The organism is Blastopirellula sediminis (assembly GCF_020966755.1).
In the GTDB taxonomy this organism is placed as follows: domain Bacteria; phylum Planctomycetota; class Planctomycetia; order Pirellulales; family Pirellulaceae; genus Blastopirellula; species Blastopirellula sediminis.
Genome location: NZ_JAJKFT010000002.1, coordinates 22,651 through 48,183, shown reverse-complemented (window position 1 = coordinate 48,183; position 25,533 = coordinate 22,651). Strand labels below are relative to the sequence as shown.

Below are 25,533 nucleotides of genomic sequence, written 5' to 3'. Positions count from 1 at the left end.
CGCCGTCGTTCGTCGTTGAACAAACACGACTTCCAGAGAGAGCTTCTTCTCTCGTAGCACCGACACCTTCGTTCCTCTCCGCGGAATCTATATGAAGCGCAATTCGTCGTCTCATGACAGCAAGCGTGTGCGCAAACAACGCCGTCAAGCTCTGAAGGCGAAAAACCGGCTTATCTCCAATCATCGCCGGGCCGAAGTCGAGCAGTTAGAACAACGCCGACTACTTACCAATTACGTGATCATCGATTACACCCCGGACGTCATCACGGGCGAGTACGCAGTTGGAAAGTTTGCTGACGTGTTCGACGGCAGCGCGGTGACGACGAGCAATCAATTTCTCAACTACTACGACAAAGACAACGTTCTTGACCAAAAGGATGCGAAGCTCGCAGCCGAGAAAATCGCGAGCCGCGTGACGACGCTGCTCAAGCCGTTCGCCAGTGACCCGGACATCGATCTGGTCGTCATGAATACCCGCGACCTGCAAAGCGACGCCGATCCAGGTGCGGGGGAAAAGCGGCTCGCATTAGGGCAGGCGTCCGACGAAGACAACGTTTACGTAATCTACGTCGGCGATCAGCATCCGCTGAACAAAGACGGGCAGATCGGATTCGCCTACCAGGCGTACACCGGGCAAAACATTGAGTTCTACGGTTACGTCTTCGCTGGGGAAGTCGCCGACTACCTGGCGTCCGGCGACTATCGTTGGAAGAGTACCGCGCAAATCTCCACGATCGATTTCACAAATCAAGTCGCTTATGCGGTCGCCCATGAATTGGGGCACCTGTGGGGACTTGCGGATCTTGAGGATGAATATGAGAGTTCGCCAGGGAGTCCCGTGTCTCCCGCGAACTACAACCATATTATGAATACGCTGGCGAATTCGAATCCAGCGACCGCGAGATTTCTGGATGACGCTCAGCACGTCATGTACGTTGCGCCGCCCGTTGGCTCCGGCTCATTGATGCATGTCAATGCTGCGTCGGAAATTCGCGAATCTCTTCGCACCGACGCGAACGGAAACTATGTACAGACTATCGTCCCAAACTCATCCGTATCTGCGCCCTCTCAATACAGCCAATCTCCTCCACTTCGCGGTCTGAACAGCGGAGAGCGTTCCACTGCGACTTCCGTTCAAACTGACGTTCCTGCATCGATGGAGGGAACTGCCGACGGAACGACCGCCTCCGATATTGCGGCGCTGGTAACGACAGGACTCACAACGCTGCGTGACGATTACCTGGCCGAATTCGCGGCAAAGTTGAATCTTCCGTCGGGGGCGCTGCCGATGATGACGGAAGACCTGGCTACGCTCCTTGATTTGCCGCAGGCGCTAACGTCGGCGATCGGCTCGGTTGACGTTTCGTCGGCTTCGAGCCTGACGCAACTTTCGTCGATGATGACAAGCGCTGGGTTTCAGGTCGACTTTTCCTTGACCGACAGCGAACTCGCCGGTTTGCCGACCAATGCGCCAGCCGATTTTGTCCGATTCAGTCGAACCTACACGCTGGCTCAGATCGTTCGCTCCACCGCCTTCTCGGGCAGCGCTCTGCAAGGGTTGGGAGACCTGGCCGGCATCTCCCTCAGCGGCAACTTGGACGTCATGGCTGACATTTCGTTCACGCTCGCGTTCGGCGTCGATTCGGGCGGCTTCTATTTCATTCCGGGCAACGGTTTGACGGCCGAACTCGCGGTGGGCGGCAATATTTCTGGAACCGCCAACGGAGGCGAGATCAAAGGCGCGGCTTCGCTTAGCTTCGTTCCTCAAGTTACGCTCGTTACGAATTCCGCGGATGGTCGACTGCGGCTGTCCGACTTGGGGACCGATTCATCCCAATTCAATTCGAACGTCAGCTTCGAGATGAACGGCGACGCAGCGGTCGATCTCGATTTTCGCTATCCAGTACGCGACACGGGAACCGGCCTGCGGTTCAACGGCAGTTGGGTTTGGGATCTAGACCCCAACGGAGGCGGATTCACGCTCGATCAAAATAGCTCTGGTTTCGATACGATCGGGCTGGTCAACTCGCTGGCCGATACGATTGGGGGCGGACTAAATAACTTGACCGCCCAAGCCAGTCAAATGCTGGACAGCTTTGGCGACATCGTCGTAATCGGCGACCAACTTCAAAGTGAATTGACGAGCAGCGTGGTCGACGCCTTCTCGTACGACAACGAATTGGGCTCCGCCACTACTTATCTGGCGGAACGCGGATTGACCATCGTCAGCGTGATCGACCCCGTTAGTTTCCTAAACGGCAACTACAAGAGCGAAAATCTTCTAGAGCTACGGTTCCAAAAAACGGTCGGAGTCGATCTTCCGCAGTTTTCGGCGAGCGGGACTTTACCGCTGGGAAGCGGCAGTGCGCAAATTGACGCTACATTAAGTGCAACAGGCAGCCTTCATCCCGAACTCTTCTTCGACATGACGTTTGGGATCGATTCTTCCGGTGGGGTCTATCTCCGAGAGGGAAGTACGCTGACGGGCACCGTCGCCGGCACGGTCACTGTTACCGGGCAGGTGGACATCGGCGACCTGGTAGATGTAACGGCGACGGGAACGGCGGTTTTCGACGCTTCGGCAATCTACGTCCTGAGCGACTTTGACGGATACCCAGCGGAGAAGTTTTACGTATCGACGCTGAGCGTCTTCGTACAGAATCGCCTTGACGAACGATCGGTCGAGACCGAGGGGAGCGTCCATCTCGATCTGCATTTGTCGGTCGATTCGCCTTCGACGCAGTTGCCCTCGTTTTTACGAGCGGCGTTTCAACAAGCCTTCAGCTGGGAGGCGACGGCGGACTACCTTTGGTACACGGACGAGACGAGCAGCGCCGACTACAACATCGAAACGGCGCCAATCTTTGTCGGAATCCAGGATCGACTCCGCGACGAATTCCTGGAGCAGTTGGACAATTACAATCCGCTCCCGCAAGAACTCCGCGACTTTCTGACGCAGCCTCTCCCGTTCTGGGATCAATCTCTCGCCGAGCTCGCCGGAATGGGGAGCGAAGCTCAAATCCTGATCAACCCCAAATCGTATCAAGGGCAATCCAACGTCGAACAATCGGTCAACGACGGCGACGAGAACAGCGGCGAACATACGATCTTGAAGTACGGGTTCGAGGACCCGCAAAACATCATCAATTTCTTGAGCGGCAAAACCGCAGACATCTTTAGCCTGGATCTGAAACGGATCTTCGTGCGGGAGTCGGATCCCTACACGATCGTTCCGAACTCGACGATCGCTTCGTACATGGGGGTCGTTAACGCGACCTTTGGTCTGGATCTGGTATTCGGTTTCGAGTTCGGCGTCGACGTCGAACTCGGTTTCGACACGAAGGGCTTTTTCATTCGCGATGACGAAGAAGAGGCGATCTATATCCGCGGCGAAATCACCGGCAAACCGCGACTGGCCGGAAATGTGGGGACAAACGTCGACGACATCGACCTCAATATCGAGTTTGTCGAACTGCTAGGAACCGTAACCTTATCTGCGACCGGCGGCATCGACGTTCGGATCCCCACGGCGCAACTTGGCGAACGTACGGACGGCAAGATTCGCGGCAGCGACCTTTACGAGTACGACTCGTCGAAGAACCGTTTTCGCATCAAGTTCGATGAAGGAGCCGATAACAATTTCTTCGTGATCCCGATCCACATCGATCTCGACTGGACGCTTCAAGGCAAGGTCTTCATTGAGGGAACCAACTTCGAAAGGGAAACGAAGGAATACCATGGCACGCGACGCCTTTATGAGAGAACCATCAACGCAGCGGACTTGATTCCGAACGACTTCGAAGGAGCGAAGGAAGATCTCAAGCAGCGAATCGACTCTTTGCGATTGTGCGGCGCGATCGGGGCGACGCAGTATTACAATCTCTGTCCCGTCGAAATCATGATCGATCCGGAGAAGGTCAAGGAAGGCGTAGATGGCTTCCTGAAAGACGCGGCCGACAAGATCAAACGGGATATCGAAATCGCTCAGGAGGCGGCCCGGCGAGCTGGAAAGGCGATCCAGCAAAGGGCCGACCAGATCAAAGAGGATTTAAAAGACGGAGTTCTTTTTCCTGTTACCGTCAAGCAGCTGCAAGAGTGGCTGCTTGATCCCACCAAACCACTCCAGTCGCTAGACGCGCTGAACAGTTACCTTCCGCCCGAACTCGGCTTTCCCTCCGCGCAGGAGATCGCTGACGCCCAGGCCGACCTCGTCACCGCAGGAAGCCAAGGCGTCGACAAAGCTGTCAGCGTCCTTTCCAACCCCACCGGCGGCATTAAAGTCGGCAAGCCTTTGTGGCAGTCGTCGGAGAAAACGATTTCAGCGCAAACGACCTTCGATATCACGAAGTCCAAGGGAACCTTGTTTATCGACTGGGACGAAAACATCGATGTCGCACTTTACGAACAAGGAGGCTTCAAAGGCGCCCAACTGAGACTTTCTGTTGAAAACGGCAAGATTGTCGTCGACGGCGCCGACTTTGTTGTACCTACCGTCATAGGTCAGCGAGTTCGCTATGAATTCGATCCGACTTTAGGCCTTTTTACCAAGGAGGTTGTCGAACTGTTAGTTGTGGACGTGGTCTACCCCAATCGATTTGAAATTGAGATGACCGATTTTAATCGCGTGGTCCTCAATGGCTCCAGCTACGGCGACTACCTGATTGCCGATGCGTCCGTTCCTACCTCGCTTGCCGTTGAAATGTACGGCCTGGGAGGTGATGACGTTTTGATCGGCAGCGCCGGCGACGACTTGCTTGATGGCGGAACCGGAAATGACAAGATCTTTGGTCTCGCAGGCAACGACACGCTGCGTGGCGACTTCGGCAACGACTTGCTCGTCGGCGGGACCGGCAACGATACGCTGGAAGGCGGATACGGCGACGACATTCTGGACGAATCGCGCCTTTACGATTTTGAAGGGAGCGAGGTTTCCATCGATCGTACGTCCGAAGTGAACATGATGTACGGCGGCGATGGCGACGACACCATGTTGGGATCGGCCGGTGGGGACTTCCTGGATGGCGGTTACGGGGCCGACAAGATCCACGGTTTCGCTGGGATAGACATAATCTACGGCGGCCCGCTTCTGGCCGTCAACTACGATGTGACCGCCGAATCGGATTCAATTTTGGGCGGAGACGGAAACGACACGATCTATGGCGGTATCGGGGCCGACGTCATTATCGGCGAAGGTGGAAACGATACGATCTACGGCGGCGCCGACGACGATACGATCATCGGCGACGACCGCCTTGGCGCGGAAACTGGCGACGACAAATTGTATGGCGAAGCCGGTGACGACCTGCTGCAAGGGGGCCAGGGCGCCGACAAACTCTATGGCGGTTTAGGATCGGACTATCTCGACGGGGGAAGTGAAAACGACCTGCTGATCGGCGCCAATGAAAATGACGAAGAGGCGGTAGGCGACGGCAATGACGTCCTGCTGGGCGGCAGCGGCGCTGACATTCTGCGAGCCGGTCCGAGCGGCCCAGGCCTCGGTAAGTATCGCAACCAACCCGATAGCCTGTTGTACGACGTCTTGCGCGGCGGATCTGGCGACGATCAACTCTACGGCGGATCGGGTCCTGACGTGATGTCAGGAGATTCCGGCGGCGACTATTTGGAAGGGGGCGACGGTGACGACTACTTGAGCGCGGGCCCCGGTCCCGACGGCGCCAATCCAACGTCGACGTGGGACGTGCTGCTTGGCGGTAATGGTGATGACAAATTGGTCGGCAGCAGTGGAAAGCTTCTAGTCAACGGACAACCGCTGTTTGTCGGATCTAATCTGGACGGCGGAAGCGGCGACGACGTTCTGATCGGCAGCGACAAAGGAGACGACCTCATCGTTGGGGGCCTAGGCAAGGATGTGTTACTCGGTCTCGGCGGCGACGATACGCTGTGGGGCGGTTCTCCTACGAACGATACCGATCAAAGCGGCGACAAGATTTACGGCGGTGACGGCGATGACTGGATCGATGCAGGCGCAGGCGATGACGAGGTCGATGGTCAGGCGGGCCGCGACGTCATATACGGTCGAGCAGGCCAAGACATTCTCCGCGGCGGCGACGACGACGACCAAATCTACGGCGGCGATGATGACGACACGATCGAAGGTCAAGGAGGAGACGATCTCCTCTTCGGCGAAGTTGGCAACGATACGATCTCAGGCGGCGACGGCGATGATGAGATCTATGGGCTGACTGGCGCCGATATCTTGCGCGGCGACGCTGGGAACGACCTCATCTACGGCGGCGATGGCGATGACAATATCGAAGGGGGCGCCGACGACGACCGCATCTACGGCGAACTCGGACGCGACACGATCCACGGCAATTCGGGGAATGACCGAATCGATGGCGGAGCGGGTGACGACGAACTGTTTGGCGACGAAGGGGACGACCAACTCGACGGGGGTGATGGCGCCGACAATCTTTCAGGCGGGAGCGGCAATGACGTTCTCGTGGCGGGCCTGGGACTGCCTGGCATTCTGCAAGGGGACGACGGCGATGACGTGATCTACGGCACCGACTATGGCCCGCCAATCGATCCCAATTTCTTTGATGCGATTTATGTCGGCGATCGAATCTATGGTGGGCGGGGCAACGACCGAATCTATGCGCTAGCTGGAGCGGATTATATCGACGCCGGCGAAGGTGACGACTTCGTCGACAGCGGCGCCGGTGCTGACTATGTGCTCGGGGGCGACGGCAATGATCGCTTGATCGCGGGCCTCGATCTCGGCGACACGATCTACGGCGGGCTCGGCGACGACGTTATCTACGGTTCGCCGGTGGGTGATGATCGCCTGTTCGGCGATGCAGGGAACGACACCCTGTACGGCCAAGGGGGTCAGGATGAATTGGACGGCGGCGCGGATAACGACATCCTGGATGGCGGCGGCGACGCCGATGTGATTCACGGTGGGACCGGCGACGACGAACTGCATGGAGGAGGCGGAAACGGCGATCAGCTCTTCGGCGATGCGGGCAACGATACGCTCTTCGGTTCGGACGACGGCGCTGACGAAATGTTCGGCGGAGATGGGAACGATCGCCTGTCCGGAGGCGGGGGCAACGATCACCTGTCAGGCGATGCAGGAGACGACATCCTATTGGGCGGCGACGGCGATGACTTACTGGAAGGTGGCGCTGGTTCCGACATCCTGCTCGGCCAAGGCCATCACGACACGCTGTATGGCCATTCGCAATCAGGCGCTGGTGACGACAACGGCGTCGACTACCTGTACGGCGACTTCGGTACCAATGGTAATGAACCGACGGCGGGTCAGGATCAACTCTTTGGTCAAGGAGGCAACGACTTCCTCTTCGGCGAAGGGGGAGATGACCTCATCGTGGCCGGAGGCGGAACCAACGACAGCGTGAACTACGGTAGCGGCGAAACGGCCGTTCCCTCGGACTTTATAGCTCCAGCGGCGACTCCCTCCCCTGCACTGCTGCCGGTGCAAAATGCTGACCTGATCGACTATGAATTGCCGGCAACCGGCGTGACGTACGGAAGCTGGACGAACCCGGCCGTGCACGGTCCGCTTGGCGGCCTGGCCGAACAAGCTCAGGACGTCGCCGTGGCCACCGCCGACAACACGCAATATGTCGCCTGGAGCGACACGCGCGACGGCAATCACGAAATCTATGTCGCGTACCAAGACGCCGCCGGTTGGCACTCCCTGGGCGGCAGCGCGACCGCGGGAGGAATTTCGCAGGCGACTGGCGCATCGGTACGCCCAACGATCGTCCTGGACAGTCTGGGACAACCGGTCGTGGCGTGGGAAGAATGGACGGAGTCAGGTTCCAATATCCGCGTGCTGCGCTGGGACGCCAGCGGCGGCGGAGCCTGGGTCGCTTTGGATAACTCCGACAGCGCCGGCGGGATCAGCGGGACAAACGCAGCGGAACGTCCGCAACTGGTTCGCACCGACCTGGGCGTTGTCGCCGCGTGGGTCGATTCGTCGTCTGGCGTCGCCAACGTGAAGGCTCTTCGCTTCAACGGCGCCCAGTGGGTCGAACTGGCCGGCAGCAACTCCTCAGGCGGCGTCACCTCTTCCGCCACCGGCGTTACGTCCTTTAGCTTGGCGACCGACGGTACGAAAATAGCCGTCGCGTGGTCGCAACCGACGTCCGGTGGGAGCGCCATCTATCTGAAAGAATTCGCCGGCAGCGCATGGTCAGCGCTCGCAGGCAGCGCCTCCAATGGAGGAATCAGCGGCTCCGCCCTTGCGGCAGTCACGCCCAGCGTCGCCTACTACGCCGGCGCGCCGGTCGTCGCCTGGCGACAAACGAGCATCGCCGAAGGGGAAGCCGGATCGTACCTGTTCGCCTCGCGATTCACCGGCGCGGCCTGGACCGCGATTGGCGCCGGCACAAGCGCTCCCGGAAATATCTCCATGGCCGGCGAGATTGCCAGCCAACCGTTGCTGTTGTCTGGCGGCGGCAAGCTGCGGTTGCTGTGGGTTGCGGGATCTCAATCGGCCGAGGTCGATCAACCTTCGTCCGTGCGCAGCCTGGTGCTGAACGGCAGCAGCTTTGCGGAAGCGCTGCCGCAAGAGTCAACGCTCGGCGTCCCCGGAACAACCACGTCGAACGCTGTCCATTTGGCCGGAGCGATCGACGCCACGGGACGAACCGCATTGACGCTCAGCGGTCTGTTGGGCTCTGAATCGCGACCGTTGCAAATCCGCGTCGAACAGCCAGCGCCAATCACGATTCACCATGCGTACAACGCTCCCGGACTTACCGTTCAGGATATTTTGAACTCCGCTAGCCTGGGTACGAACGACATCATTCTGGTTCATGGCGCCATTTCAGAAAACGTCGTGATCGGCCCGGATGATTCCGGCGTCACTATCTTCGGCGATGGGCAGAGCCTCCTCAACGGAAGCCTCCAAGTCCAGGGCGCCGCAAACGTCACCATCGAACGACTGACGGTGGCAGGAAACGTCACGGCGGACGACGCGATGAACTTGACCGTCGGCTACACCGCCGCGACCAATATGACGATCACCGGCGGAACCGGCGTTCAATTGACGGGCAACATCGTAACCGGAGATCTAACGCTTTCCGGAACGGCCAACCTACTGGCGACCGGCCAAACTCTCGGCGCCTTAAAGGTCCATGGTGGGAGTTCGAACACGATCAAGGACAACCAGATCGCCGAGCTGCAGCTTCTGACGGCAGGCGACGTCACAGTCGTCCACAACACAATTGGTTCGCTCAAAGCGCTGGCGAACTTCACCGGCGATATTTCCGCAAATACGATCGGCGGCGGAAGCGTCGCGGTGGAATATCGGGCCGACATACCCTTGCACGACAATCTCATCACCGGCAGCCAGACCGGCGTAATCCTCGACTTTGCCACTGGAGGACTCGGCTCCTCGCAGAGCGGCGCCAACCTCATTTCCGGAAATCAAGTCGGCGTTTCGATTGTTGCCGGTACGCTCGAGCGCCAGCACATCCGCGGAAACGGAACCGGCGTTACGGGCAGCGGCGTACTGGGCGGAAGCTCGATCGAGACGGCAAATCTTATCGAGGGGAACCAAGTCGGAGCGAAATTCAACGGAACGATTCGCTTCAACAAGTTTGTCGCCAACTCCGTCCATATTTCGGCGACCAACAATCAGCAGATTGAGCGGAACTGGTTCTCCGGCGACACCAATCACGGCATCGAGATTGGCGGAGCGACGCGCGTATTGATTCTGGACAACAGCATCTTCGCCCCCACCGGAAACGCAATCCACGCCTTTCAGTCCAGCCGCGAAGTTGAAATCCGCGGCAATATCATCTGGGCGGAGAATGGGTACGCCATCTACGTCGCGGCCGACAGCGAAACCGGATTCGCCAGCGACTTCAACCTGCTGCATCGGGGCGAGGCGGGGATTCTGGTCCACTTCGCCGATACCGATTTCATCGACATTCTCGACTGGCAAGTCGACGTTAACCGCTACGACCTACATTCGATCGGAACCACGGTCCTGGCGCCGTTGGGCGCCTTGCCGGCTTGGAAGAATCCCTATCACGGCGATCTCACCGTTTGGAACCCCCTGGCGACGCTTGAATCGTCAAGCGTAACGGTCGATCGCAACAGCGCTTTGTCGAGCGCCGGAATCCAACAAAGCTATGCGAATCTGCTCGCCAACCCCAGTTTTGAATCGGGATTGACCGGCTGGATCGCCAGCGCGCAATCGACGACGACATCGTCCCTCTTCGCAGCCTATCAGGGAGCACAATACTTCAGTCCTGGCGATGTGGCCGTGGGAACGCTGCAACAAATGATCAACCTCAGCAGTTGGGGATACTCCACGGCCGAATTGGACGACGACCAGTGGAGCGTCGTGTTCGGCGGTCGCGTGCGTACGTCGAACGAGTCAAACCCCGACACGGGTCAGATTTCTTTGGTCTACCTCAACTCGCTGGGAGAGGAGCTAGGGCGGATCGAAACCAATTCCGTCGCCTCGGTGGATCACTGGGATCTAATCGGAACCCGCGCCAATATTCCGGTGGGTACGCGTTTCCTCCGCTTCGAATATGTAGCGACTCGGGGCGCCGGACCGGCGAATACGGCGTTCCTCGACGAAGCTACGGTGCGACTTGTTCCCCGCAATGTGGCCCCCGACTTGGGCGCCTCGGCAGGAACGGCCGACGACCTGGCCGCCACGGCGCCGCGAATCGTGCTCCGTTCGCCGGACCTGTACGTCGACTGGGAACGGGACAAGCTCAAGGAAATTCGCTGGGAAACTTTCGGCAACGACGCCGGCGCCACCGTCCGTATCGACTTGTTGCAGGACGGCCCCCATGGTCCGACCTTCGTCGCGAACATTACCTCCGCCACGGCGGATGACGGCAGCTATTTGTGGAAGCCGATCGACAATTTGGTCGCTTACGGAACTTACGGACTGAGAATCCAAGTTTCGCTCGTCGGCAGTAGCATGGTCTTTGATCGTTCCGCCGAGTCGTTCACCGTTCCCGAGAACACGGCGAACTACTACGTGAACGATCGATCGCTGGCCGCAGACGAATACACGTCGAACCTGGGGAACAATCGAAACACCGGCAAGATCGCCAGCGCGCCCAAGCCGAGCGTGGCGAACGTTCTTCGCACGTATCAGCTGACTCCCAATCAGACCGTCTACGTCGATTCCGGCAATTATCGTTTGTATTCGACGCTGGTAATCTCCGGCGCCGGCGTTCGCGGCGACGACGAAGGATTTCGAATCGTCGGCCCATCGACGGGGAACGGACAAGCCACGCTACAAACCTATCGAAGTTCCGTGTTGTTCAACTTGATCGAACTGGATGACGCCGACTCCGTCGAGATGAGCTACTTAAAGCTGATCGGAGGCGACCACGGGCTGTTGGTCGATCACTCCAGCACGAATCTACGGATCGATCACCTGACCATTCAGAATCCGCGACTCGGCGGCATCTTGATCCAAGGGGATTCCACCGGCGCATCCATCGAATCGGTCAGAGTCTCCGGCGCCGGCGGTGATGGGATCGCGGCGTACGGTCAGATTCAAAAGGTGACGTCCAGCATCCTTGAAAACAATCAAGGGCGCGGCATCTACCTCGAAATGCCCCATTCCGCGATCGTCGCTGCAAATACGGTCCGCTTGAATGGTGAGGAAGGGATTCTCATCAACGACGCGGCTGACTCCACAACCGTTGTTGGCAATCTCGATCTGACGCTGGGACTTGGCAACCAGGTCGCGTTCAACGGTCGGAGCGGGATCTCCGCTTCCGGCTCTGTTCTGATCGCAGGCAATACGGTCCATGGCCATTTTGGTTGGAACGTCAGTGGCATTACCGGCTACGCGATCGACGCGATCCAGAACGTCGTCTACGACAATACGACGGGGATCGAGATTCTCGGGTTTGGCCGAGTCGAAAAGAACCGCGTCTACAGAAACGATACCGGCATCCTGACTCATACTTATCAAATCTCCGCGGTGGGGAACGTCGCCTATTCGAATGACGTGGGCCTCAATATCCGCGGATATTCCGAATACTCGTCTCCTGTCGATGGGATCGTGAGCAACAACGTCGTTTATGGAAACGGCAGCGTCGGTCTGTTAGTCGGAAATGGCGACGGCCTTGCGCTGGAAAACAACACCATCTACGAACCGGTCGCCGACGGGATCGAAATTACGGGATCGCAAAACGTCCGCGTCCGCAACAATGTGGTCGTTGTCGGTAACGGCGTCGGCATCTCGGTGGGGAGTAACGCGCATCGTGGATTCGACAGCGATTACAACTTGATTTACGTGACCGGCGGCGGCGTAGTAGGACGTTGGCAGAACGCCAACCGAACGACGTTACGATCCTGGCAAGCCTCCACCTCTGGCGACGCGAATAGCCTTTCGACCGACCCCCTGTTCGTAAACCCCAAAGGCGCCGACGGCGTATTGGGAGCGGCGGGCGCTAGCAGCGGCGCCGACGACGACCTTCACCTGCAAAGCGCCACGGGAAGTTTCCACGGCGGCTCTCTCGCGCCGGTTCGAGGAACATCGGGACTGCCGGAATTCCTCTCCGCGACGTTAACGCCAGACGCCATGAATTCGCCTGGGCTCGATCGCGGGGATGCGGCGAGCGGCTTTTCGCAAGAGCCGACTCCTTCTGGCGGTTACGTCAACCTCGGCGCGTACGGCAATACGAACCAGGCCTCGCTGAGTCCAACGCAATACCTGACGCTGTTGCGGCCGGCCACCGGCGCTGTCTGGCCGATAGACCGCGAGGTACTTATCGCGTGGCGTTCTCACGACACGGCCGGCTCGGTCACGATCGAACTGATGGACGGCGCAAACGTGGTTCAACTTCTAACCGACAGCGCCGCCAATAATGGCGAATTCCGCTGGGTCGTTCCTGCAGGGATCGAACCTGGGACTTACTCGCTGCGCGTGACTCGAAATGCCGATGGAGTGACGACAACCAGCGGTACGCTCGAAATCAGTCCGCCGGTGAACGCCTATTTTGTGAACGTCGCTGGTGACGTAGACCTTGGCGACAATCAGTACACCACGGCGCCAGGGGACTTCGCCAACGACGGTCTCTCGCCGTCCACGCCGGTCGATTCGCTGCAAACGCTGTTGGCAAGCGGAATTCTGTTTAAGCCAGGCGACGTGATCTATATCGACACCGGCATCTACGCCAGCGAAAGGAACATGATTCTGTCGACGCAGCACCAGGGAATCGTCATCCAGGGTCCCACTGACTCCGGTAAACATGCCGTTCTCGACCGAGGTAACGATTTGTACGGCAGTTTCGTGTTTGAACTGAACGACGCCGATGGGGTCACCATCGCCAACCTGGGGATCACAGGGGCATATACCGGCGTCGAATTCAGTTCCGTCAATGACAGTGACGAAGTGACGTTATCCGGGAATGACATCTTCGGCAACGCCTACTACGGCGTAAACATGGCGAGCAAGATCAACAGTTCCGTGCAAATTGTCGGCAACTCGATCCACGACAACAACAGCGTTGGGATCGAAGCCTTCGGATACCGGACGCTTGTCTCGCAGAACTCCATTTACAACCAGTACACCGGCATTCGGACGAATCTGAATAACGACTTCAACGAAACGATCCAGCTGCAAGATTGGATTCAGGTTCTCGATAACCGCATCTTCGCCAACGAATATGTGGGGCTTGTTCTAAACGCGAACGCCATCGCCGAAGGAAACGACATCTACGGACATCGGCGAGGTTTCTCTTACGCGGACGTCGCCGCATCGCGTAATGGCGGAACCGGCGCCCAATTGTCGGACCATACGATCTTTCGCAACAATCGCGTGTTCGACAATGAAATCGGCATCTATGGAGCCCCTGGAGAATTAACCGACAACGACATCTTCGCAAACTTCTTTGGGTTTCTGGGCGAAGTCTCGGGGTCATTCACCAACAACCGCGTTTACTCAAACGTCGTTGGGGCGGACGCCGGAAGCACGTACTATGTAACGGGGCGGATCACCAACAACGTCTTCTACGGCAACGACGTCTATGGCCTCCGCGCATCACGCGTTAACAACGGACTGGTGATCGAATTCAATACGTTCCACCAGGCAGGAACGGCAGCGCTAAGCGTTAGCGAACAATCGCGAAACGTGAACGTCGGAAACAACATCTTCTCGATCAGCGACGGCGTCGCGATCCAGGTCGAAGCCAACAGCCAGGTTGGTTTCCAGAGCGACTGGAACCTGTTCGATCTGCAGGCAGGAACGGAATTGGGCGTCTACGGAGGCAACTCGTTCGCGACCCTTGCCGATTGGATGGGAACGCTTCCCTACGATCGGAATAGCCTCGCCGCAGATCCGCTGTTCGTATCTCCGCAAGGAGCGGATAGCACGCTCGGCTTCTCTTCCGTGGCGACGGCCGCCCCCCGGATCATCAACGACCAGGTTGCGGAATTCCGTGGCGACGATCCTTGGAGCAATATGCAAAGTCCGTTCCTAGAGGGAACCGGCGGCGCGTACTGGGAATGGCCGGTCCAATTGGTAAAGGACGTTCCATTTGAATTCGAAGTGTTCGTGGAGTGGCCAAATCATCCGCAATTGACTTCCCAGTACTGCGAACTAGCCATTGCCGACTTGGGAAGCGCCAGTTGCAGCGTCGATCAATCGAGTGAGAACAGCGTCATGGTTTCGGTCAGCGGAACGCCTTCCGTTTCGATCGCGTCCATGGCGCAACTCAGTATCAGCGGAGGTCCAATTGCGGTGGGGTTGGCCAATGGCGAGACTCCTCATTCGGTGCAAGGCAATTTAACGAACGAATACTATGCGGGGGACTATCATCGCTCCCCCACGTCGCCCGACGATTCGTTTGACGATTGGTCGGAAAATGGTTACCGCAGCAGCCAGGAGGCGATCTTTACGATTGATAACCTGACGCCGGGCGCTTGGTACGATTTGTCGACGACTTGGGCCGCCGCTTCCTACAACTCGAATTACGTTCGCTATGAAGTAGTCGAAAACGGCAAGCTTATTGGCCTGAAGTACTTTGATCAGCGGTATACTCCAGATGATTTTGTTGACGACGACCAAGCGTGGAATCGCTTGGGGATCTTCCAGGCAACGTCAACGTCGATGACCGTTCACGTGCTCTCTTCGTACTCCACCTCCTTCGTGGCCGATGCAATTCGCGTTGTTGAGATCATTGGAGACCGCTCGGCCGACGACGACTTCGCACTACAACCAGATTCTCCGGGTATCGATCGGGCCAATCCGCAGTCGTATTACGTGGCGGAACCGACGCCGGCCGGGGGACGGGCCAACTTGGGCGCCGATGGAAATTCCAGCCGCGCGACAACCGGCCCGCTGCAACAAGTTCAGTTGCTGACTCTTAGCCAGGGCGAACGCATCGAAGCGGGTTCGACGGTGGAGATTGCCTGGCAAAGCGACGGCTTATCGCTAGATTCCGCCGCCCTGCGCATGAACGTAGGGGGAGACGATATCGGCAGCTGGTTGGAAGAGCAAGCTTACGAAAGCGATGCGACCGCCGGCACGATCGACCCGATGGTCGACTTATCCCAGACGATCAATCCGGCCGAATCCGGCGTGTATCAATCCTATCGGACCGGCGATCAAATTCGTTATCACTTTGATGCGCCGGCCGGAACGTACCAGATCCGACTACATCTGGCCGAGCCATACGCCTTTTTGTCCACAGGGGATCGGGTATTCAACGTCTATGCCCAAGGAGAATTGGCGGTCGAAGGGGTCGATATCGTTCAACTCGCTGGCGGCGGAAAAAAAGGAGTCGTCGTAGAGCTGACGGTCCAAGCCAATGGCCAAGACGGAATCGATCTAGAGCTTGCAACCTTCGAGCCCAATCAGTCCTATAAAGCGATTCTTTCCGGCCTCGAGATCTGGCGCGCGAATCCCTTGGGAATCGCAGATCCCCGTTTTGACATCGAGTTGACGCTCGACGACGGCGCTACCTGGCAGTTGATCGCGGAAGACCAATCGGTCGATCACCTCGGATCCGGCTCCTTTACCTGGTTGGTACCGTCGAAGATCGATCTGGCGACCCCAACGGCGCGAATCCGCGTTTCCAGCAAAGATGGAACCTACCCGCAGGCGACCAGCGAGCAAGGCTTTTTGATCGTCGCGAATACCAACGAGTATTACGTGAACCTCGCGGGCGATTCGGACTTCAGCGACAACCAGTACACGACGGCCGCCGGTAACGACGCCAATTCTGGCAAGACGCCTGACCGTCCGATGGCCAGCCTCGCCGCACTGCTCGCGGCGTACGATCTCAATCCCGGGGACGTCGTCTATATCGACAGCGGCACGTACGTCGTGCCCAATAACATCGTGATCGGCAGCGACGACTCCGGCGTGTCGATTCAAGGACCCACGCAGCCAGGCAAGGTGGCGACGCTCGATCGTGGCAATCTCAATAGCGGCAGCTACGTATTCACGCTCATCGATGCGGACAACGTAACAATCTCCAACTTGCGACTGACTGGGGCCAGCTACGGGACCTATATCGCGGGCGATAGCGGAAGCGACAACTTCACGATCCAGGATAGCGAAATCTTTGATAACGCCGACGGCGGGATTTTCATTGGGCTCGGTAACAAGCTCGCAACCGTTACCCGCAACTTGATCCACGGCAATCATACGAACTTCTTCGCCGCCGGGATTGAGAGCAATGGCCTGGGAGCGACGATTTCGTACAACACGATCTTTGGCGAGGAAGAAGGAATCGTCGCGAGCGCCGGCACAAGCTATTACGAAGCGCTTCCCGACGGCGATTGGACCAACATCGTCGGCAACATTATCCACAGCAGCAGCGTCGGCGTTCGTACCACGCTAAATGTGCGCGTCCTGGAAAACGACCTGTTTGGCAATCAAACGGGACTTTATCTCGGGGAAGGTATCGCCCGCGGCAACCTGATTCACGGCAACCAAACCGGCGTCCGGTCATTCAGCGAAGTCGAGGACAATCGCATCTTCGACAACGACTTTGGGGTGGTAGCGGTACGAGGGAATGTCGCTGGAAACGTGATCTTTTCCAACCGAATTGGGATCCAAACGGAATCGACTTTCCAAGGCCGGATTACGAACAATCTCCTCTACGGACATGATGACGTCGCCGTCAGTGTGATGAATCAGTGGAACGGACGCGTTGACTTCCAGTTCAACACCATCTTTGAACCGGTCGCCACGGCAATCCAGGTAAACGACAGCCCGGGCGCAGTCTACATCGCCAATAACATCCTGGCGGTCGAACAAGGGATCCTGTTTGACGTCGGACGACGCGCCGCAGAAGATTTCCAAAGCAATTGGAATCTGCTTTTCGTGGGACCATCAGGAACGCTGGCCAATTTTGCCGGTTATGAAATCAACGACCTCAGTCGGTGGATGCTCGAATTGGGCCGCGACGTCCAAAGCGTTTCCACGGATCCGAAGTGGGTCGCTCCAGTTGGCGCCGATGGACGCTTGGGATTCGATCGGACCGGCGGCGTCGACTACTCGCTGGATGACGACTTCCATCTTCAATCGACTTCACCGGCGATTGACCGGGCCGATCCCACCGCCTATTTCGCGGGAGAGCCGCAGCCCAACGGTCTGCGAGCCAACCTAGGCGCCTACGGCAACACCAGCGAGGCGACCTCCAGCAATTCGCCGGCAATTCAGTACCTCTTCCCCGTACCAGGCGATCGCGTCCAAGTTGGCGAGACGCATCTCATCGAGTGGCAAGCGGCGGGAATGACGTCATATGAGATTGCGGCGCGCATCGACGCGTCAAGCGATCCGACGAGCGCCTGGGTTGCGGATTCGCCGTTCGTCAATGTCGGCACGGTGTACACCCAAGCGGAGTCGGTCAATCTCAGCGGAGTTACGTCGCCTGCCCCGCAGCAAGTTTATCAGTCGTTCCGGTTCGACAACGGGGAGGGACTTCGTTACCAGCTGCCGGCTAGTGCAGGAACCTACCGCGTTCGCTTGCACCTCGCCGAGACGCAATTGACCGGAGTCGGCAATCGCGTCTTTGACGTATATGTGAACGGCGAACTTCGTCAGGCGAACGTCGATGTATTTGCAATTGCCGGCGATCTCAACAAGGCGTTGGTGCTGGAGTTCGACGTAACGACCAGCGGCGCCCCCATCGAGGTCTTCCTGGCGAATCAAGCAGGCAAGTGGCCGGCCATCCTTTCCGGATTGGAACTCTGGCGGTCGGTTCCCAACGCTCCAGCCAACGTCAGCACCGATTTGGAAATCTCAACCAACGGAGGCGGCTCTTGGCGGACGCTCGCGACCAACCTGTCGCTCGACGTAACCGGGCACGGCAGTTTCAGCTGGAACGTCGCCAATGCGGATGTCGGCTCAGCGACGCTCCTGCGGCTAACGTCCAAGGCGGGATTCCAGACGCTGCAGTCGAAAGTTTCCGCGCCGCTCTTCGTGGCGCCAGCCGGGCAGTCCTACTACGTTAACATCGCTGGCGACGTCGACTTCTCCGACAACGAATACACCACCGCTGCCGGCGACAACGCCAACAGCGGCAAGACGCCTGACGCGCCGATGGCCAGTCTGGGCGCTTTACTGCGGATGTACGACTTGGTCCCCGGGGATACCATTTACGTCGACGCTGGTCGCTACCAATTGCTCACCGATATCACGCTCCTAGCGGACGATAGCGGCGTAAACATTCAGGGTTCAACAAACCCTGCGCATCCAACGATCCTTGATCACCAGCACCAGCCGACGATCACGGCCGGCGGAACGGCCCAACAGGCTCTTCAAGGGGCTGTGTTCAAACTGCTCGGCGCAACCAACGTCACGCTTTCGCATCTTGCCTTAACCGGCGGCGAATGGGGCGTCTTTAGCGAAGACTCCGCAACCAGCGGTTTGACGATTCAAAACGTCGACGCCTACTCCAACGGGGTTGGAATCTACGCGCGAAACGCCCAAGGCGTCCTCATCGAACAAAGTCGCGTCTACGAAAACCAGAGTTATGGGATCGACGTCGGCGGCGGTTCCGCGGTAGAGATCCGCGGAAATGAAGTCTTCGGCAACACAACCGGGATCGCTACGTCGAGCCCCTACGCAATGCCGTACCAGATTGTGGGCAACAAAGTCCACCACAATAGCGACTACGGCATTCGCGACTCCTATTCCTTCATCGCCAACAACGAGGTATACGCTCACACGTCGGGGAGCGGTATTGGTATCGAATCTTTTCTGTCAGACGTGTCCAACAATCAGATATACGAAAACATTGTCGGCGTTTTCTCCAACGGGTCGACTGTCGAAGAGAATCGCATCTTCGGCAATCACTGGGGTATTCAAGCAGGCAGTAACAGCCTGATTCTCCGCAATGTGGCGTTTTCAAACGACATCGGCGTGTATGCCGATCGGCCGGGTTACGGCAACTACGATATCGAAGTCAACGGCAACCTGATTTACGGCAACGCGGACGCCGGCTTGCAGATCATTCGTGTCAACGACCTGAAAGTCGTAAACAATACGATCTATCAGGGTCTGGGAGACGCCGTAAAAGTTGAATCCCAATCGAACGCCGTTACGCTCCTCAACAACGTGATTCGGGTCGATTCTGGATTGGCCGTTCGCATCGCCGCCGATAGCCAAAACAATTTCCGTAGCGACCGGAATCTCTTCTCCGTCGGCGTCGGCAGCAGCGTGGGCCTATGGAACGACGCCGAACAGTCGACGTTGCTCGACTGGCAAACGGCGACCAGCGGCGACTCCAATTCGTTTTTCGGAGATCCTTTGTGGATTGATCCGAATGGGGCCGACAACCAATTGGGCTATGACCGCAGCCTGAAAATCGACGGGGGCCGCGACGACAATTTCCATCTATCCGCCAAATCCGCCGCCATTGACGCAGGCGATCCCGCGTACGCATCTCCCATCGATTTGGATGGCAACTCCCGCGTCGACGATCCCGGTACCGCTAACCTCGGGCCGGAGATCACGTTTGAGGAGATTTCGGCGCCCCTCTTTACGGCGCGGGCTCAGGGAGTCGCCCAAGGTTGGCAGGGAGACGACCAAGCCTGGTCGTACGTTCTTCCTTTCGCATTCCCCTACCAAGGAAGCGACTGGTCGAGCTTGCAAGTCTCATCCAACGGCTTGCTGCAATTTGGAGGAACGGGCAGCGCGGCCGATCCGAACAACAGCGCTGCGGCATTGGCTGACGGCGTACGCATCGCGGCGCTGTGGGACGACTTGCGAACCGATGGAACTGGGGACGACATCTTTATCGACGAGTCCATTGCCGACCAAGTGACCATTCGTTGGAATGCAACGCACAAGATTAGCGGTAGCGACGTCCAGTTTGCGGCGACCTTGAAGGCGGACGGCGCCATCCTGTTCGACTACGGCGCCGCCAATTCCGATCTTACGCCTACCGTGGGACTTTCTGGCGGAACGTCGGACAGCGTGCTCCTTTCCTCGTACGATGGCGCCGCCAACCTACGCGACGCGGTTTCCCTGGAATTCACCGCTACTATCGGCACGTATCAGGTGAACATTCAGCAGGACAATCAATTCCAAGAGGTCGGACAACCGCAGGGCTGGATTGGGGACGACGAAGAGTTTGAATACGCATTGCCCTTTGCTTTCGAGTTCTATGGAACGTCGTTTGACGCCGTGTTCGTTGGACTAAACGGGGATCTCTCCTTCTACGACGCTCAGCTTGGGGCCTACGCGTCGATCAAGCCGCTGAACACCGACCTGACGACGCTGTTGTCAGGCGACGACATCTTTATCGACGCCCAGTCTCAGCAAGTTACCTTCCGCTGGAAGGCCTCCCACTATTCGGACGATTCCCCGTTCAATTTCTCGACGACGCTGTTCGCCGACGGCTCCTTCCGATTCGACTACGGAGCAGGAAACGCCGCCGATTCCATGTTTGTCGGCTTCAATTCCGCATCGTACGAACATGTCGTCGACATCGAATCGTATTCCAATGCGGCCTCGCTGGAGAACGCGAACTCAATTGTCGTTCAACCGGTGACGCGGCCCGTCTACTCGGAAAGCGCCCTCGGCAAGAACGAGTTCTATCAGATCCCTGGTCAACCGATGAACTGGAATGGCGCGGGATCGACCTGGATGCTCGACCTGCCGTTCAGTTTCCCCATTGCCGGAGATTCCTACACCCAGGTAGAAGTCGCTGCGAATGGTTCATTGACGTTCGTCGGCGATGGCAGCCAAATCGCCTACGCCCTCGGCGACGACGTACGAATCGCACCTTATTGGGGCTCGTTCAACACGAGCGACTCCGACAAGAATAACATTTACGTCGTCGACGACGTCCCCGGGCAGATCACCGTCGTTTGGGACGCATCCGACTATAGCGGCGCCCAGGCCTTGTTCGCCGCCGTTCTCTACGCGGACGGTTCAGTGACGTTCGGCTATGGCCCGATCAGCAGCGAGGCCACCCCGCTGATCGGGATCGGGTACGGAAATGGCGATTCGTACGTCGCCAGCTACAGCGAGCGTACGGATCTAAGCAGCGCTTCGTCCCTCACGTTAACGAAACAAGCTTCGTTCGTGGACATCGGCGCTTACGAATTTCAAGGTTCGTCGCTCGACGAAACTCCCCCCAAGTTGCTCGACAGTCAACTAATCATTACGGCCGACGGCCCGCAAATGGTTCTCACCTTCAGCGAAGCGTTAGACCCAATCGACGCGAACGCTCCGGCCAACTTTGTCGTTCGTAGCGGTGGAGCGAATCAAGTGCTCGGCGACGGCGACGACTTGATCATCGCCTCGATTCCGCACTACGAAGCGGGATCCACTACCGTCACGCTGCAACTGCTGACGGACGCCGCCAGTCTTAACGGCACTGCCTTGGAGATTCTCCTGCGAGCCGACTCGACCATTCACGACTTGGCCGGTCTGAAGCTCGACGGCGACAACGACGGCAATCCTGGTGGCGAACAGCCCATCGCCAATCGTCCTCCCGTAATTACTCAGCCAAGCCCACAGGTAGTCGACGAAGGAAGCGAGCTGGTCCTGACGATCTCCGCGACCGATCCGGATCTCGATAGCGTGCGCTACTCGCTTGGAAAGGGAGCGCTCCCCGGCATGACGATCGACCCGATGACCGGCGAATTCCGCTGGACGCCGTCCGAAGATCAGGCGCCCGGCTCGTATCAGATCGAAGTGATCGCGACCGATCTCTCCCTACTCCGGCTTCCTGCTAGCGCCACCCTTGAAATCACCGCGAACGAAGTTAACGGCGCCCCCGAGATTGCGTCGATTTCCGACAAGCAAGTGGTCGAGGGTAACCTACTAACTTTTACGGCGTCGGCGACGGACCCTGAGCAAGACGCATTGATCTTCAGCCTAGGAACGGGCGCTCCTTCAGGCGCTACCATCGACCCGAATACTGGGGTCTTCCGGTGGACGCCGTCGGAATCGCAAGGCCCGGGAACCTTTACGATCGAGATCTTCGCCACCGAGGATCGCCCTGGCGGATTATCGGCCTCGACGACGCTGCAAGTTCAGGTTAGCGAACAGAACAATGCGCCGGTCGTGCCCCAGATAACCAACAAGCGCGTGTCCGAGCTGCTCGAACTCTCGCTGCAAGTCGCCGCCACCGATCCCGAACAAGGAACATTGACCTACGCGTTTGATTCGACTCCACCAGAGGGAGCGACGCTCAACGCGGCTACCGGTCTTTTCGCTTGGACACCGACCGAAGGGCAAGGGCCTGGCGTCTACGAGATTCGCATCAAAGTGACCGACGATGCGCCGGAACCGCTATCAACCGTCGTGACCTTCCAGGTTACGGTCGATGAAGTGAATTCGGTTCCGGTGATCACGCCGGTATCATCGCAGACGGTCGGCGTCGGACAGGCCTGGAACCTGACGATGCAGGCTACCGACTCCGACGCGCCCGCCAATTCGATCACCTGGACGCTCGGAGCGGGAAGTCCTGCCGGCGCATCGATTCACCCGACGACCGGCGTGATTTCGTGGACGCCGCAGTCAGGCGATCTCGGCTCGCATATTCTCTACGTCGTCGCGACGGACAACGGAGTTCCTCCCAGGTCGGCGACGCGGAGCGTGTCGGTCTCGGTTGAGGCCAACGTCGCGCCGCAAGTCGCCATTGATAACGACCTGGTGACGGTCAACGAAGGCTCGACCGCTACCAACAGCGGAACGTTCGGCACGTCGGGAGGAGGCGCCGTAACGCTTTCATCCAGCGTGGGAACGGTTCTCCAAGACGACCAAACCGGCCAGTGGACCTGGTCCTTCGCCACCACAAACGGTCCTGCTGAGTCGCAGACGGTCACGATTACAGCGACGGACGCAACCAACCAAACGACCGAAGTCACCTTTAATCTGGTCGTTAACAACGTAGCGCCGACTCTGACGGTCGACGCCGCCTCGGTGGTCGCATCGGCTAGTCGCACGGCGGTAGCGACCGGCGTTTACAGCGATCTCGGCAATGACCAACTCGTTTTCACCGCGTCGATTGGCGACGTCGTCGACAATCTTGACGGCACCTGGTCATGGTCGCTGGCCAATGCACAGCTGAGCGATAGCCAGACGGTAACCATTACCGTCAATGACGGAGACAACGGAGTCACGCAGGCGACGTTTGAATTGACGGTTCTGCCGCTCGCCGAGGCGTTTCTCACGATTAGCGACGCACCGGCGGCGACCGACGCCTCCGGTGAGGTGATCTCCCTGCCTGGCGATTTGCAATTCATTCACGAATGGCAGACCTTTACCGTCAACGTCTGGATACGTTACGACGAACAGTATTCGGACGATCTAACCGGCGTCACTTTGAACCTGAACTACAACAACACATGGTTCAAGCTGAAGAATTCGACCCGCAGCGGCGGAGTCGGGCAATTGTCGGTCGTCGACAACGGCGACTCTCTCGTCGTAACGGCTAGTCAACTTTCCGCCGCCGACGCTGGAAGGGATGTGTATTTCCTGATCGGCAGTTTCCGCTTCCAGCCCAATCCCAGCGGCGGTCTGCCCAATAACGTCGTTGGCGCCTATCCGGAAACCGTTACCGATTTGCAGTTTGGGCTGACCAATATCGAACTGGCTTTCGCCAACGACGGAAACGTGGCGGCCGAGCAGACAGCTTCGCCGACGACGCAAATGCGGGTCGTCCCGTATGATGTCGACGACGATAGCGTAGTCTCGTTGGTCGACTTGGCCCACCTGATTCGGCGAATTGGCGACTCCGTTAACTCGACGCCGGCCGCCTATCGATTTGACTTCGATCGAGATGGCGTCGTCTCGCTTGTGGATCTGGCGTACTTCATTCGCAACGTCGGGATCAACTCCAACGACGGAAATAGCGTCAGATTGCCTCCCCTACCGCAGACGCAAACGCTCACAGCCCCCTTGGAAAGCGAGTCGATCTCTTCGCAAACCAATTCGGATCAAACTGCCGCCGAGTCGGCGGATCCAAATATCGCGTATGTCGAGCCCCTTGCGCCGGTAGCTGGAAGCTCTCTCCTCGAAGGCGAGATGGTTCTTCTCCAACCGACGACGCCGCCGCAGAGCTTTGACGCCGCCAACATCGACGCCGCGTTTGGTACTCTCGACCCACAGAAAGATAGCTGGCAATTCGCAGAAGAAATCGCGGCGGACGACCCGATCGTCCAAGCGATCTCCGACGACCGCGACTCGCGGCGTCCCTCGTTCGTTCCCGATTGGGCGCTGCAAGAATCGGCGACCACCGATCCAACGGACGACGTCACGACGTTCCTGCTCCACGAAAAACTGGAAGAGGAGTTCCGTCCCCATTTCGACGGATCGTTGCGTCGGCCAAAGAACCGCCAGGAGAGCAACTAGTCGAACGCTTTCGCCCAATGCTGCTGGCAGCTTGAGCCGACCATGACAACCCATCTTCCGTCAACCCAATGCCCGACTGAGACAGGGGCTGATATATAAAAAAAGACCGATGGAAGCGCCCTTTAGGACGCTCCCACCGGTTCAGGCAAACCACCGCGTAAAGGTAGCGTTTTCTTTGGGTTCTGCTTCGCCAGCGAATTCCGCGCTCTTTGATGAAGACCTGACGGATACCTTGATGGCGCGGCCTGTCGCTAAACGTTTTGATCGGCGAATCCTACAACACTTACTTCGTACGTAAGAAAAGATTGACCATGATTCAATCCAAAATCTGGCCTTCAGATGAGAATGCGATGGAAACGTTGATCGCGTTTTGCAGCCCGAACCCATTACAAATTCTAGGTTTACGATTTCTTCCGTTCTAGTTTGCCCTTGGCGTGGTCCCCAGCTTCTGCTCCACCGCCATCAGAATGTGGTCTGGGAATCTTGAAACTCCGTCGCCTTCTTGTCCGCAAACCCCCTTAGAACAGTAGGCGGTCGGCATTCCCCTGTAGCTGAAAACTCTGGCACCTTATCCATCCAGTAACGAATCGAATCACTGGAAACCTGCAGACGGAAAGCTCTCCCAAATGATTTCCAGATTTCATTGCAGCTCTCAGGCCCCGAAATGCATTAGTTATTAGTTAGAGCAACGAGTTGCCCCTAATAACTCGCGACCGCCGTATCTG

1 protein-coding gene is annotated in these 25,533 nt (G+C 58.0%); it reads left to right on the top strand.

The genetic code is table 11. The features are described 5' to 3' along the window. Window positions 1-91: 91 nt before the first annotated feature. Window positions 92-24,808, top strand: coding sequence for a right-handed parallel beta-helix repeat-containing protein (locus tag LOC68_RS00940; RefSeq protein WP_230214492.1), 24,717 nt, complete (start codon window positions 92-94; stop codon window positions 24,806-24,808). The last annotated feature ends 725 nt before the right edge of the window (window positions 24,809-25,533 follow it).

What these genes read in the sequence shown, in the direction of transcription:
- LOC68_RS00940 (WP_230214492.1), top strand. Translation starts at nt 92, where the DNA reads ATGAAGCGCAATTCGTCGTCTCATGACAGCAAGCGTGTGCGCAAACAA.